The organism is Enterobacter sp. GER_MD16_1505_Eko_090 (assembly GCF_003331015.1).
Taxonomy (GTDB): domain Bacteria; phylum Pseudomonadota; class Gammaproteobacteria; order Enterobacterales; family Enterobacteriaceae; genus Enterobacter; species Enterobacter roggenkampii.
Genome location: NZ_PUQF01000016.1, coordinates 42,439 through 56,103, shown reverse-complemented (window position 1 = coordinate 56,103; position 13,665 = coordinate 42,439). Strand labels below are relative to the sequence as shown.

Here is a 13,665-nt window from a genome sequence, read left to right as displayed (position 1 = left end):
GGGAGCAAGTGATGCGCAAAGTTACCGCTGCCGTCATGGCCTCAACGCTGGCGTTCAGTGCGTTTAGCCAGGCTGCTGTAGCTATCATCAGCGATAACGGTTCCTCACAAGAGGACACAACGCAGCACAGTAGCCAAAGCCATATGTTTGACGGCATAAGTTTAACCGAACATCAGCGTCAACAGATGCGAGATCTGATGCAGAGGGCGAGACACGACCAGCCCCCTGTTAATGTTAGCGAAATGGAGACAATGCATCGCCTTGTCACCGCAGAAAATTTTGACGAAAGCGCTGTGCGCGCTCAGGCCGAAAAAATGGCACAGGAACAGGTTGCTCGCCAGGTAGAGATGGCGAAGGTCCGCAACCAGATGTTCCACCTGCTAACGCCGGAGCAGCAAGCGGTTTTGAACACCAAACATCAGCAGCGTATGGATCAGCTGCGTGAGGTTGCACGGATGCAGCGAAGCTCAGAAACCTCGTTTTTCAGTAGCAATAGCAGTACCCGTAGTAACCAGTAAACCCTGTTTTCCTTGCCATAGACACCATCCCTGTCTTCCCCCACATGATGTGGGGGTTTTTTTTGCCCCACATTCTGTTTGTTAACCGTTTATTCATCCTTCGACTCCACAAGCTTCCGTTATACTACCGGCATGACATGACAGGAGCGTTTATGAATCAATCCTATGGAAGACTGGTCAGCCGGGCCGCCATCGCGGCGACCGTCATGGCATCCAGCCTGTTACTGATTAAAATCTTTGCCTGGTGGTATACCGGCTCGGTCAGTATTCTGGCGGCGCTGGTGGATTCGCTGATGGACATTGCCGCCTCATTGACCAACCTGCTGGTCGTCCGTTACTCGCTGCAGCCAGCGGATGAAGAGCACACCTTTGGGCACGGCAAAGCGGAGTCGCTGGCGGCGCTGGCGCAAAGCATGTTCATATCCGGTTCTGCGCTGTTCCTGTTTCTCACCGGCATTCAGCATCTCGTCTCGCCGACACCGATGAACGATCCCGGCGTCGGCGTCGTTGTGACGGTCGTTGCACTTATTTGCACACTTGTTCTGGTAACGTTCCAGCGCTGGGTCGTTCGCAAAACGCAAAGTCAGGCCGTACGGGCGGATATGCTTCATTATCAATCTGATGTTATGATGAATGGGGCTATTCTTATTGCGCTCGGTCTGGCCTGGTATGGCTGGCATCGGGCCGATGCGTTGTTTGCGTTAGGGATTGGTATCTATATTTTATATAGCGCCCTGCGGATGGGGTATGAAGCAGTGCAATCGCTGCTTGACCGCGCCCTCCCGGACTCAGAACGTAATGAAATTTTTTCTATCGTGACCGCCTGGCCCGGCGTCAGCGGTGCACACGATCTTCGAACGCGGCAGTCAGGGCCGACCCGCTTTATTCAGATTCATATTGAAATGGAAGACAACCTGCCACTGGTTCAGGCTCACGTGATTGCTGAGCAGGTCGAGCAGGCGATTTTGCAGCGTTTTCCTGGTTCAGACGTCATCATTCACCAGGATCCCTGCTCGGTTGTACCCGGACATGTTGGGCTTTCGTAATTCGTTGTAAAAAAGTGAGCCAGGCCAGCATTTTGTGTATAAATTACCGCCATTTGGTCTGACCTGAATCAATTCAGCTGGAAGGGATTGATATACTATTTGCAGTATTCGTTGGTCGATAAGTTTCTTCCGGCAACAGATTTCAATTTTGCATTCCTAAGTTCAGAGGTAGTCATGATTAAGAAAATCGGTGTGTTGACAAGCGGCGGTGATGCGCCGGGCATGAACGCGGCAATTCGTGGGGTTGTCCGCGCGGCGCTGACGGAAGGTCTGGAAGTTTTTGGTATCTATGATGGTTACCTGGGTCTGTATGAAGACCGTATGGTTCAGCTCGACCGTTACAGCGTGTCTGACATGATCAACCGTGGCGGTACCTTCCTTGGGTCTGCGCGCTTCCCGGAATTCCGTGATGAACACGTTCGTGAAGTGGCTATCGAGAACATGAAAAAACGTGGACTGGACGCCCTGGTGGTTATCGGCGGTGACGGCTCGTACATGGGTGCAAAACGTCTGACTGAAATGGGCTTCCCGTGCATCGGCCTGCCGGGCACCATCGACAACGACATCAAAGGCACCGACTACACCATCGGTTACTTCACCGCGCTGGGCACCGTTGTGGAAGCAATTGACCGCCTGCGTGACACCTCTTCCTCCCACCAGCGTATCTCTATCGTTGAAGTGATGGGGCGTTACTGCGGTGACCTGACCCTGGCTGCGGCAATTGCGGGTGGTTGTGAGTTTGTCGTGGTTCCGGAAGTGGAATTCAGCCGTGAAGATCTGGTAGCTGAAATCAAAGCGGGCATCGCGAAAGGCAAAAAACATGCGATCGTGGCTATCACCGAGCACATCTGTGACGTAGACGAGCTGGCGAAGTACATCGAAACCGAAACCAAGCGTGAAACCCGTGCAACCGTACTGGGGCACATCCAGCGTGGCGGTTCCCCTGGCCCGTATGACCGTATTCTGGCGTCCCGTATGGGTGCGTATGCAATCGAACTGCTGCTGCAGGGCCACGGCGGCCGCTGCGTCGGTATTCAGAACGAGAAACTGGTTCACCATGACATCATCGACGCGATTGAAAACATGAAGCGTCCGTTCAAAGGTGACTGGCTGGACTGCGCGAAAAAACTGTACTGATTGGCTCTGTTGCCCGGTGGCGCTGCGCTTACCGGGCCTACAAAAGCACGACTCGTAGGCCGGGTAAGGCGTAGCCGCCACCCGGCTTTTTTATGCGTACACGCTTTTTTATTCCACTACGTTATAGCCAATCTTTTTTTATTCTTTAATCCTCGATTCGCTTTCTGGCACGCTGCATTCATCAAAACACTACACAAGAGAGCTGGGCGATGAATAAATGGGGCGTGGGTTTAACATTATTGCTGGCATCGACCAGCGTTCTGGCTAAGGATATCCAGTTACTGAACGTGTCATACGACCCGACGCGTGAACTGTATGAACAATACAACAAAGCGTTTGCGGCACACTGGAAGCAGGAAACCGGCGACAATGTCGTGGTTCGCCAGTCTCACGGTGGTTCTGGCAAGCAGGCGACCTCCGTCATCAACGGTATTGAAGCCGACGTGGTGACCCTGGCGCTGGCCTACGATGTTGACGCGATCGCCGAGCGTGGCCGTATCGACAAAAACTGGATCAAACGCCTGCCGGATAACTCCGCGCCCTACACCTCGACCATCGTTTTCCTGGTACGTAAAGGCAACCCGAAACAGATCCATGACTGGAATGACCTGATTAAGCCGGGCGTGTCAGTTATTACCCCTAACCCGAAAAGCTCCGGCGGCGCACGCTGGAACTATCTGGCCGCCTGGGGCTATGCACTGCACCACAACAACGGTGACCAGGCTAAAGCCCAGGAATTCGTGAAAGCGCTGTACAAAAACGTCGAAGTGCTGGACTCCGGCGCGCGCGGTGCAACCAACACCTTCGTGGAGCGCGGCATTGGCGACGTGCTGATTGCGTGGGAAAACGAAGCCCTGCTGGCGACCAACGAACTGGGTAAAGATAAGTTTGAGATCGTGACTCCAAGCGAATCTATTCTGGCTGAGCCGACCGTTTCCGTGGTCGATAAAGTGGTTGAGAAGAAAGACACCAAAGCGGTGGCGGAAGCCTACCTGAAGTATCTCTACTCGCCGGAAGGTCAGGAGATTGCAGCGAAGAACTTCTATCGTCCACGCGATGCAGCTGTGGCGAAGAAATATGACGGCGAATTCCCGAAACTGAAGCTCTTCACCATTGATGATGTTTTCGGTGGCTGGACGAAAGCGCAGAAAGAGCACTTCTCTAACGGCGGCACCTTTGACCAGATAAGCCAGCGCTGAACATAAATAAACGACACGGTGACCCGGCGTGAGAAATCCGCCGGGTTTTTTATTTGGTCATCATTTTGCGTTACTCTTTTGCCTCTATTGAAAACAGGGAACGCGTTGTGAAAAAAATTATCTTATTGATCCTCATTGTCATCGCCCTTGCCGCTGGCGGTTGGTACTGGATGAAAGCGGGTAATCCGAATGCGTTGCGACATATCGTTCTCGACCAATGCCTGCCGAATCAACTGCAACACCGTAACCCGGCACCGTGTGCGCAGGTGAAGCCTGACGCAGGCTATGTAGTCTTTAAAGACCGCAACGGGCCGCTGCAATACCTGCTGATGCCGACATATCGCATCAACGGCACCGAAAGCCCGCTGTTGACCGAAGCGCATACGCCGAACTTTTTCTGGCTGGCCTGGCAGTCGCGTAGCTTTATGACCCTGAAGCGTGGAAGCGAGGTGCCCGACAGCGCCATTTCACTGACGATTAACTCGCCGACAGGGCGCACGCAGAACCATTTTCACATTCATATCTCCTGCCTGCGCCCGGACGTGCGCGAGAAGCTCAACGCCGCACAGGGAGACATCAGCACCCAGTGGCTGCCCCTTCCTGGCGGCCTCGAAGGGCATGAGTATCTTGCTCGTCGGGTGACGGAGAATGAACTGGTGCAGCGCAGTCCGTTCATGATGCTGGCGGAAGAGCTGCCGGAAGCGCGCGACCATATGGGGCGCTTCGCGCTGGCAATGGCGCAGCAGTCAGATGGTTCGTTTGTGTTGCTGGCAACCGAGCGCAACCTGCTGATGCTTAACCGCGCGTCTGCTGAGGAACTGCAGGATCATCAATGCGCTATCCTGAATTGACCCCACCATAAATAGCGTTTACTCGCCCTGCCTGTCGCCGTAGACTTGCTGAAAAATTCTACAGGAGACAGGTATGTCGCTCTGGTCAACGTATCCTCTGCTGCTGCCTTCACTGATTGTGGGCGTCACCATCGTACTATGGGCGACGTCGCTATTGCCTGAGTTCATTACCGCGCTGCTGTTCTTCACGGCGGCAATGACCGCGAAGATCGCCCCGCCGGAGACGATCTTCGGTGGTTTTGCCTCGTCGGCTTTCTGGCTGGTCTTCAGCGGATTCGTGCTCGGCGTGGCGATACGTAAAACCGGGCTGGCGGACCGGGCCGCCCGGGCGCTGTCAGCAAAGCTCACCGACTCCTGGGTATTAATGGTAGCGAGCGTGGTGCTGCTGAGCTATGCGCTGGCGTTTGTGATGCCATCGAATATGGGACGTATTGCGCTGCTGATGCCGATTGTCGCCGCAATGGCGAAACGCGCCGGTATCGCCGACGGCTCCCGCGCCTGGTTTGGTCTGGCGCTGGCGGTAGGGTTCGGGACGTTCCAGCTTTCGGCGACGATTCTGCCCGCTAACGTGCCTAACCTGGTGATGAGCGGTGCGGCGGAAGGCTCGTACGGCATCCATCTGAACTATGTCCCGTATCTGCTGCTGCACACGCCGGTGCTGGGCATTCTCAAAGGCCTGATCCTGATTGGCCTGATCTGCTGGCTTTTTCCCGGCAGCCCAAAACCGCCGAAGGAACAGGCGCCGTCTGAACCCATGGGCCGGGATGAAAAGCGTCTTGCCTGGCTGCTGGCGATAGTGCTGGGGATGTGGGTGACGGAGAGCTGGCACGGCGTGGGGCCCGCCTGGACCGGGCTGGCGGCGTCGGTCATCGTTATGCTGCCGCGCATCGGTTTTATCACCGGGGAGGAGTTTTCTGCCGGTGTGAATATGCGCACCTGTATCTACGTTGCCGGTATTCTGGGGCTGGCGATCGTCGTGACGCAAACCGGTATCGGAACGGCGGTGGGCGAGGCGTTGCTCCGTATTATGCCGCTCGATGCAGACCGACCGTTCACCAGCTTCCTGGCGCTGACCGGTATTACCACCGCACTCAACTTCATCATGACCGCCAACGGCGTTCCGGCGCTGTATACCACCCTGGCGCAGAGCTTCTCGGATGCGACCGGCTTCCCGCTGCTGTCGGTGATCATGATTCAGGTGCTGGGCTATTCTACGCCGCTGCTGCCGTATCAGGCGTCGCCGATCGTGGTCGCGATGGGGTTAGGAAAAGTGCCTGCCAGGGCGGGGATGGTGCTCTGTCTGGCGCTGGCGGTGGCAACGTATCTGGTGCTGCTGCCGCTGGATTATCTGTGGTTTAGCCTGCTGGGACGGCTGTAAAAAAGCCCGGTGGCGCTAACGCTTACCGGGCCTACAGAACCGTAGGGCGGGTTAGCGAAGCGCCACCCGCCACAAAGGCAATTACGCCTGTTTAGCCGCTTCTGCTGCTTTAACGATCACCGCGAAAGCGTCAGCTTTCAGGGATGCACCGCCAACCAGCGCGCCATCGATGTCTGGCTGGGTGAACAGCTCAGCAGCGTTAGACGCGTTAACGGAACCACCGTACTGGATGATCACTTGCTCAGCCACTTTGGCGTCAGCTTTCGCAATGTGGTCACGGATGAATTTGTGAACCGCCTGAGCCTGCGCAGGGGTGGCTGATTTGCCGGTACCGATCGCCCAGACTGGCTCGTAAGCGATAACCGCGCCTTCGAACGCTGCTGCGCCCTGTGTTTTCAGCACTGCGTCGATCTGACGTGCGCACACTTCTTCAGTTTTGCCCGCTTCGTTTTCTGCTTCGGTTTCACCGATGCACAGAACCGGGATCAGACCCTGCTCTTTCAGCACGGCGAATTTCTTCGCGATGAACTCGTCGGATTCTTTGTGATAGGTGCGACGCTCGGAGTGGCCGATGATGATGTATTTCGCGCCGATATCTTTCAGCATTTCAGCGGACGTTTCACCGGTGAACGCGCCAGACAGGTTAACGTCAACGTTCTGCGCGCCCAGAATGATGTGGCTGCCGTCAGCGGCACGTTTAGCCAGATCCAGGTACATATCCGGCGGAGCGATAGCAACCGCGCAGCCGGTCACGCCAGCCAGCTCTTTACGCAGGTTCGCAACCAGTTCGTTTACCATGTGGCGGCTGCCGTTCAGTTTCCAGTTACCCATCACTAAAGGATGTCGCATTTCAATTCTCCACGCTCAATAAGCGAATTAAGGAATATGGCCACCCTGTCGGGCAGCATGGTCTGTGAATCAGTATAGAGATTTTCCCTCGAAAGGCTTTGCTTTTTGTCATTAATTCGCCCCGCCGAGGGTGTCAGATAGTGCCAGCTTAATCGGTTCAACAGCGAAGGTCAGTCCTTTTTCGCCGTTGTCCGCCACCACATAGCGGATCGCGCCTTCGGTATCGGCGTAGTAACGCTTGTTTTTACCGGCGGTGAGGAGTTTTTGCAGCTTTTGCTGGCTTTGCTTTTTCGTCAGCGCAGGGGTAAACGCCTGCAGGACCGCGCTCATGTACTCCAGCGCTTTCGCCTTCGCGGCTTTCTGCTCTGGCCCTTGTATCGGCAGCCAGGTGATTTGCATGCTTTTGATTTTTAACGTCCCGCGCTCCAGCGCCGTGGAGGCATACAAATTCTCGTTAATCTTGCTTGCCGCACGGGTCAGGGTAGGCGTGTCGCGGGGGCCATCAATGGCACGAAACTCATCCAGTTGCAGCGTGGGATTGGCCTGATTGAAGGCTTCACGAAACTGGCTGATGGACTGATCGAACGACGGTGCGCCCGCCAGCAGGTACGGTGCTGTGGTCGGGGCTGTGGTTTCGGCGGCGTGCAGGGTAAAACCCGCGCTGAGCAGCGCTAAACACAGGAAAAGAGAATGTGCCGAACTTTTCATCAACATTGCCCCTGGCCGTAAGTGCTCATGATTAAAACGATATCTGGTCGGCTTGTCAAAAGGTCACAACTCCAGGGTAAAATGCGGGCTAAACGATAATAAGGAACCTTACATGACCATACAGCAGTGGCTGTTTTCATTCAAAGGGCGTATTGGACGCCGTGATTTCTGGATCTGGATGGTGACGTGGGTTGTCGCCATGCTGCTTCTGTTTTTCGTCGCCTATAACGCGTGGCTGAGCACGCAAACGGCGGCCTTCGCGCTGGTCTGCCTGCTCTGGCCAACGGCGGCTGTCGTGGTGAAACGCCTGCACGATCGCGGTCGTTCCGGCGCGTGGGCATTTCTGATTATTCTGGCGTGGATGCTGGTGGCGGGAAACTGGGCGATGCTTCCATCCATCCTGCCGTGGGTGGTGGGCAGGCTGCTGCCGTCGGTCATCTTCGTGATGATGATTGTCGATCTGGGCGCGTTTATTGGCACCCAGAGCGAAAACAAATACGGTAAAGACACCGTTGAGGTGAAATACCGCTGATCACCAGTAGTGTTCGGCGGTCATATGGCCCGGTCGGCGGCGAAGATGTTTCGTCATCTGCCGGGTATCCTTCAGAAGCTGCTGCGTGTCGCGTACCATCTGCGGGTTGCCACACAGCATGACGTGGCTGGTTTCAGCCGTCATCGGTAAACCCACCGCCTCTTCCAGGGCACCATTCTCAATTAACGCCGGCACGCGACCGGTCAGCGTTCCTGCTACGGTTTCGCGGCTGACCACCGTCTGAATCTTTAACTTTCCGCCGTACTGCTGTTCCAGCGCCTGCATCTGCGGCAGGTAGCTCAGGTCTGCGGCGTAGCGCGCAGCGTGAACCAGCACGATGTTTTTAAAACGCTCCAGGTCTTTGCCGTACTGCAAAATAGAGAGATAAGGGCCGATGGCCGTACCGGTTGCCAGCATCCAGAGCGTGTCACAATCCGGGATCTCTTCGAGCACAAAGAAGCCTGCTGCTTCACTCACGATTTGCAACTCGTCGCCGGGCTTTAGGGCGGCAAGGCGCGGGCTGAGTTTACCGTCAGGAACGGTGACCAGATAGAACTCGAGATCCGGGTTATCAGGCGCGTTAACGTAAGAGTAGGCGCGCTGCACGCGCTCGCCGTCGACATCCAGCCCCAGCTTCGCAAATTGCCCGGCTTTAAACGGGTGGACGGGAGCATGCAGGGTGAGACTAAATAGCGCATCGGTCCAGAACTGTATCTTTGTGACTTTACCTGTTACCCAGTCCGCCATGATCTTCTCCTGTGCTGTTTCTCTGTTCTATCTTCCGTACTTAACGGGGAGATTTCCAGCCCATTTGGGCCGGAAAGCTCTATCGATCAAACGGTTTTACAGAATGTGCGTCTGTACGTCCGGGTCTTTGCGGTCGAGATAGTGGATAGACTGGATGCGGCGAATGGTGCGTGATTTTCCGCGGATCAGCAGCGTTTCAGTGGTGGCCATATTGCCCTTGCGGCTGATGCCGTCCAGCAGATCGCCTTTGGTGATACCTGTCGCCGAGAAGACCACGTTATCGCTACGGGCCATATCATGCAGCGCCAGCACTTTGTTGGCCTCGATGCCCATCGCTTCGCAGCGTGCCAGCTCGTTTTCCCCGATACGGCGGTTCTCTTCGCTGTCGCCTTTCACCTCGTGGCGGGGCAGCAGACGAGCCTGCATATCGCCGTCCAGCGCGCGGATCACTGCTGCAGAGACTACGCCTTCCGGCGCGCCGCCGATGCCGTACAGCACGTCTACTTCGCTGTCCGGCATGCAGGTCAGGATCGAGGCGGCAACGTCACCATCCGGAATGGCAAACACGCGCACGCCGAGCTTTTGCATCTGCGCGATGGTGGCGTCGTGGCGCGGTTTGGCCAGAATGGTGACGGTGAGTTCGCTCAGCGGTTTGTTCAGCGCGCTGGCGACGTTACGCAGGTTCTCTTCCAGCGGCAGGCTGAGGTCGATTGCGCCTTTTGCGCCAGGACCGACAATCAGCTTTTCCATGTACATATCCGGCGCGTTGAGGAAGCAGCCTTTATCGCCTACGGCCAGCACCGCCAGGGCGTTGGCCTGACCCATTGCGGTCATGCGCGTGCCTTCGATCGGGTCGACGGCGATATCCACGGCATCGCCGTTGCCGGTACCGACTTTTTCACCGATATAAAGCATCGGCGCTTCGTCGATCTCGCCTTCGCCGATCACGATGGTGCCGTCGATGTTGACCTGGTTAAGCACAATGCGCATGGCATGGACGGCTGCGCCGTCTGCGGTATTTTTGTCACCACGACCCAGCCACTTATAGCCTGCAAGGGCAGCTGCTTCGGTGACGCGGGAAAACTCGATAGCAAGTTCACGTTTCATGAGGTACTCGTACAATCAAAAGGAATTGCACGAAGTTTATCACAGAGTGGGGAGGGGCGAGGGGACCGGTGCGGTCCGGGCCCCTCACCCTGACCCTCTCCCCAGGGGAGAGGGAATATATGATTACTCTTCGTGCTCTTCCCACGCCAGGGCGCGTTTCACCGCTTTCTTCCAGCCGCTGTAGCGGAAGTTACGCTCGGTGGTTTCGATGCCAGGGCGGAATTCGCGTTCGATCACCGCTTTTTCCTGCAGCTCGTCCAGGTTCTGCCAGAAGCCTACCGCCAGACCGGCAAGGTATGCCGCGCCCAGCGCCGTGACTTCACGCACTTCAGGACGCTCAACGCGGGTGCCCAGAATGTCGGACTGGAACTGCATCAGGAAGTTATTCGCTACCGCACCGCCGTCCACGCGCAGGGCGTGCAGACGAATGCCGGAGTCCGCCTGCATCGCTTCCAGCACGTCGCGCGTCTGGTAGGCGATGGATTCCAGGGTGGCGCGAATAATGTGGTTAGAGTTAACGCCACGCGTCAGGCCAAAAATTGCGCCGCGTGCATACGGATCCCAGTACGGCGCGCCCAGACCGGTGAATGCAGGCACCACGTACACGCCGTTGGTGTCTTTCACTTTGGTCGCGAAGTACTCGGAGTCGAACGCATCGCTGATCAGCTTCATCTCGTCGCGCAGCCACTGGATAGACGCACCGGCCATGAACACCGCACCTTCCAGGGCATAGTTCACTTCGCCGCGTGGTCCACAGGCGATGGTGGTCAGCAGGCCGTTTTCTGATTTCACCGCTTTCTCGCCGGTGTTCATCAGCATAAAGCAGCCGGTGCCGTAGGTGTTCTTCGCCATCCCTTCTTTGACGCACAGCTGGCCGAACAGCGCCGCCTGCTGGTCACCGGCAATACCGGCGATAGGAATACGGGTGCCGCCTTTACCGCCGATGTTGGTCTGGCCATATACCTCAGAAGACTTGCGCACGTCAGGCAGCATCGCGCGTGGGATATCCAGCGCGTCCAGCATCTTGTCATCCCACTCCAGGGTGTTGATGTTGAACAGCATGGTACGCGAGGCGTTGGTGTAGTCGGTGACGTGAACGCGTCCCTGGGTCATCTTCCAGATAAGCCAGGTGTCGACGGTGCCGAACAGCAGCTCGCCGCGTTTTGCACGCTCGCGTGAACCTTCCACGTGGTCGAGGATCCACTTCACTTTTGTGCCGGAGAAATACGGGTCAACCACCAGACCGGTGGCGCTGCGCACGTACTCTTCCATGCCGTCGCGCTTCAGCTGCTCGCAGATCTCAGAGGTACGGCGGCACTGCCAGACGATGGCGTTGTAAATAGGCTTACCGGTTTCACGTTCCCAGACAATCGTCGTTTCACGCTGGTTAGTGATACCAATCGCGGCAATCTCGTCGGAACTGATATCGGCTTTTGCCAGCACTTCGACCAGCGTGGAGCTTTGTGACGCCCAGATCTCCATTGGGTCGTGTTCGACCCAGCCTGGACGAGGATAAATTTGCTCAAATTCGCGCTGTGACACGCTGACGATGTTCGCGTCATGATCCATTACGACAGCGCGGGAGCTGGTAGTGCCCTGGTCGAGCGCAACGATATATTTTTTTTCGGTCATGGTATGTGTCCCGTAGTCAGATTACAGCGAAGCTTTTTGTTGTGCGGTAGAAGTCGTTTCCTTCTCCTCTTCCACACAGGTGTCGCACGGTAAATGGCGACCAATTAATTTGCGGTAGCTGAACGCACCCAGCGCAGCCCCGACAACTGGCGCAAACAGCGGTACCAGGAAGTAAGGAATGTCTTTGCCACCGGTGAAGGCGACGTCGCCCCAGCCTGCGATAAAGGCGAACGCTTTAGGTCCGATATCACGCGCCGGGTTCATCGCGAAGCCGGTCAGCGGGCCCATGGAGGCACCAATCACCGCAATCAGCAGGCCAATCAGCAGTGGGGCCAGCGGGCCGCGCGGAATGCCGTTTCCGTCGTCGGTCAGCGCCAGGATAACGCCCATCAGAATAGCGGTAATCACCATTTCAACTGCGAACGCCTGCACAAAATTGATATGCGGGTTTGGATAGGTTGAGAAGATGCCTGCCAGATCCAGACTTTCGACGCTGCCGCGCACCATATGATGCGTCTGTTCGAAGTCGATGAAAAGATTGTAATAAAGCCCGTAAACTAACGCCGCTGCGCAAAACGCGCCGGCAAACTGAGAAAGAATGAAAGGAACTACTTTGCGTCCGTCGAAGCACGCGAACAGCCACAGTGCGATAGTCACCGCCGGGTTAAGATGTGCACCAGACACCCCTGCAGTCAGGTAGATGGCCATCGCCACGCCCAGACCCCAGATGATACTGATTTCCCACTGACCAAAACTGGCACCCGCCACTTTCAGTGCAGCGACACAGCCCACTCCGAAGAATATCAACAACCCGGTACCAAGGAACTCGGCAATGCACTGGCCTTTTAAGGTTGATGTCTGACTCATAATCGGAATCCTGAAGAAATTGATGTTTATTGTTAGCATGGCCGCCCGTGACAGCCACGATGCCCTGTAGACATAGTGTTAATTTATCGTTAACGAGCAAAAACGAGAAATATCGAAATCGAAATGTGTGGTCTGCGTCAATAAAATGAGCGTTTTCGCGCCATAAAGCACATTTTTGCAGCAGTACAGGATCAGTACAGGAATGTGAGCTGAATCATTTCATTAACGAATCAGTTAACAATTTAGGGGTATATGACGCGAACGCACCAGGACCAGACCTAAAAGTGTTGCAAACCGCGATCTGCGCGGTGTGTCGCTGGACACAGAGCGCCGCGCTCCATACAATCGACGGTATATGTCGTGCGCGTTTATGTTAAAGCGTCGCCTTGCAATTCAGGAGAGGTAGCATCATGTCTTTAGAAGTGTTTGAGAAACTGGAATCGAAAGTACAGCAGGCGATTGACACCATCACCCTGCTGCAGATGGAAATTGAAGAGCTGAAAGAGAAGAACAGCAGCCTGGCGCAGGAAGTACAGAACGCGCAGCACAGCCGCGAAGAACTGGAGCGCGAAAACAACCAGCTGCGCGAACAGCAGAACGGCTGGCAGGATCGCCTGCAGGCGCTGCTGGGACGTATGGAAGAAGTCTGATTCCCACTGGGATGAACTGAACAGGCCGGGTAAGGCGATGCCGCCACCCGGCTTTTTTTATGGTTCTCGCTGACTGACACCCAACCATAAAAAAGGCCGCCAAAGGCGGCCTTAACGCTACTTGTCCTGCGCTATCATAGTAAAAGCAACGAACACATTCGGTTCATCACTCTTTACAACGAGTACGCTGGCGACAATGAACGTGATACATAAATAGCGTTTCATTATGCGGTCCCTGCAGCTAACCGCTCCACCGTTCACCACCGGTGATAAGTCGGTGGACACAAGCCCGGTTAAAGGTTGCTATACGGTTGTGAAGACACCTTTCCCTGGACCGATGCCCATGTGCGAGATGGCGGAAAGGGACGATGCATCATAATGAGCAGCAGCAGCGTAGTTAAGGTTTTAATAGTTAATTAGGAATTTATAAAGGGTCGATGGGGT

At 55.7% G+C, this 13,665-nt stretch carries 14 protein-coding genes; 8 read left to right on the top strand and 6 right to left on the bottom strand.

Annotation, left to right across the window (positions count from 1 at the left end; genetic code table 11):
• The first annotated feature begins 11 nt into the window (after positions 1 to 11).
• The 6 genes from cpxP to C6A40_RS17875 all read left to right on the top strand — a co-directional run bounded on the left by cpxP (position 12) and on the right by C6A40_RS17875 (position 6,129).
• Positions 12 to 518: a cell-envelope stress modulator CpxP gene (gene cpxP, locus C6A40_RS17910; protein ID WP_045336228.1), complete on the top strand. Its 507-nt coding sequence runs from the start codon at positions 12 to 14 to the stop codon at positions 516 to 518.
• Positions 519 to 670: 152 nt separating this feature from the next.
• Positions 671 to 1,564 (top strand): CDF family cation-efflux transporter FieF, encoded by an 894-nt coding sequence (gene fieF / locus C6A40_RS17900; RefSeq protein ID WP_008501817.1) that lies wholly within the window; start codon positions 671 to 673, stop codon positions 1,562 to 1,564.
• Between the two features lie 174 nt (positions 1,565 to 1,738).
• Positions 1,739 to 2,701: a 6-phosphofructokinase gene (gene pfkA, locus C6A40_RS17895; protein WP_008501816.1), complete on the top strand. Its 963-nt coding sequence runs from the start codon at positions 1,739 to 1,741 to the stop codon at positions 2,699 to 2,701.
• Positions 2,702 to 2,910: 209 nt separating this feature from the next.
• Positions 2,911 to 3,900: a sulfate ABC transporter substrate-binding protein gene (locus C6A40_RS17885; RefSeq protein WP_021242803.1), complete on the top strand. Its 990-nt coding sequence runs from the start codon at positions 2,911 to 2,913 to the stop codon at positions 3,898 to 3,900.
• Positions 3,901 to 4,007: 107 nt separating this feature from the next.
• Complete coding sequence (locus tag C6A40_RS17880) at positions 4,008 to 4,751, top strand: CDP-diacylglycerol diphosphatase (protein ID WP_025912303.1); 744 nt, start codon at positions 4,008 to 4,010, stop codon at positions 4,749 to 4,751.
• A gap of 73 nt (positions 4,752 to 4,824) precedes the next feature.
• The gene (locus C6A40_RS17875) at positions 4,825 to 6,129 is read left to right on the top strand and encodes an SLC13 family permease (RefSeq protein ID WP_045336225.1); all 1,305 of its coding nucleotides are present in this window, start codon (positions 4,825 to 4,827) and stop codon (positions 6,127 to 6,129) included.
• A gap of 81 nt (positions 6,130 to 6,210) precedes the next feature.
• On the opposite strand, the gene tpiA is transcribed toward C6A40_RS17875, so the two are convergent.
• The gene (tpiA, locus tag C6A40_RS17870; protein ID WP_003862019.1) at positions 6,211 to 6,978 is read right to left on the bottom strand and encodes a triose-phosphate isomerase; all 768 of its coding nucleotides are present in this window, start codon (positions 6,976 to 6,978) and stop codon (positions 6,211 to 6,213) included.
• A 111-nt stretch (positions 6,979 to 7,089) separates the two neighbouring features.
• Complete coding sequence (locus tag C6A40_RS17865; RefSeq protein WP_008501812.1) at positions 7,090 to 7,686, bottom strand: DUF1454 family protein; 597 nt, start codon at positions 7,684 to 7,686, stop codon at positions 7,090 to 7,092.
• 112 nt (positions 7,687 to 7,798) lie between these two features.
• Between C6A40_RS17865 and C6A40_RS17860 the strand changes: the two genes are divergently transcribed.
• Positions 7,799 to 8,218 carry a DUF805 domain-containing protein gene (locus C6A40_RS17860; RefSeq protein ID WP_023293600.1) on the top strand — a complete coding sequence of 140 codons (420 nt, stop codon included), beginning with the start codon at positions 7,799 to 7,801 and terminating at the stop codon, positions 8,216 to 8,218.
• Here C6A40_RS17860 and fpr read toward each other — a convergent pair whose 3' ends face one another.
• The 4 genes from fpr to C6A40_RS17840 form a co-directional block, all read right to left on the bottom strand.
• Entirely contained in the window at positions 8,219 to 8,965 is a 747-nt protein-coding gene (fpr, locus tag C6A40_RS17855; protein ID WP_045336223.1) for a ferredoxin--NADP(+) reductase, read from the bottom strand.
• 96 nt (positions 8,966 to 9,061) lie between these two features.
• A complete protein-coding gene (glpX, locus tag C6A40_RS17850) occupies positions 9,062 to 10,072 on the bottom strand; it encodes a class II fructose-bisphosphatase (RefSeq protein WP_008501809.1) in 1,011 nt (336 codons plus the stop codon).
• 123 nt (positions 10,073 to 10,195) lie between these two features.
• Complete coding sequence (glpK, locus tag C6A40_RS17845; RefSeq protein ID WP_008501808.1) at positions 10,196 to 11,704, bottom strand: glycerol kinase GlpK; 1,509 nt, start codon at positions 11,702 to 11,704, stop codon at positions 10,196 to 10,198.
• A gap of 21 nt (positions 11,705 to 11,725) precedes the next feature.
• The gene (locus tag C6A40_RS17840) at positions 11,726 to 12,571 is read right to left on the bottom strand and encodes an MIP/aquaporin family protein (RefSeq protein WP_014885705.1); all 846 of its coding nucleotides are present in this window, start codon (positions 12,569 to 12,571) and stop codon (positions 11,726 to 11,728) included.
• 410 nt (positions 12,572 to 12,981) lie between these two features.
• Between C6A40_RS17840 and zapB the strand changes: the two genes are divergently transcribed.
• A complete protein-coding gene (gene zapB / locus C6A40_RS17835; RefSeq protein WP_023326318.1) occupies positions 12,982 to 13,221 on the top strand; it encodes a septal ring assembly protein ZapB in 240 nt (79 codons plus the stop codon).
• The last annotated feature ends 444 nt before the right edge of the window (positions 13,222 to 13,665 follow it).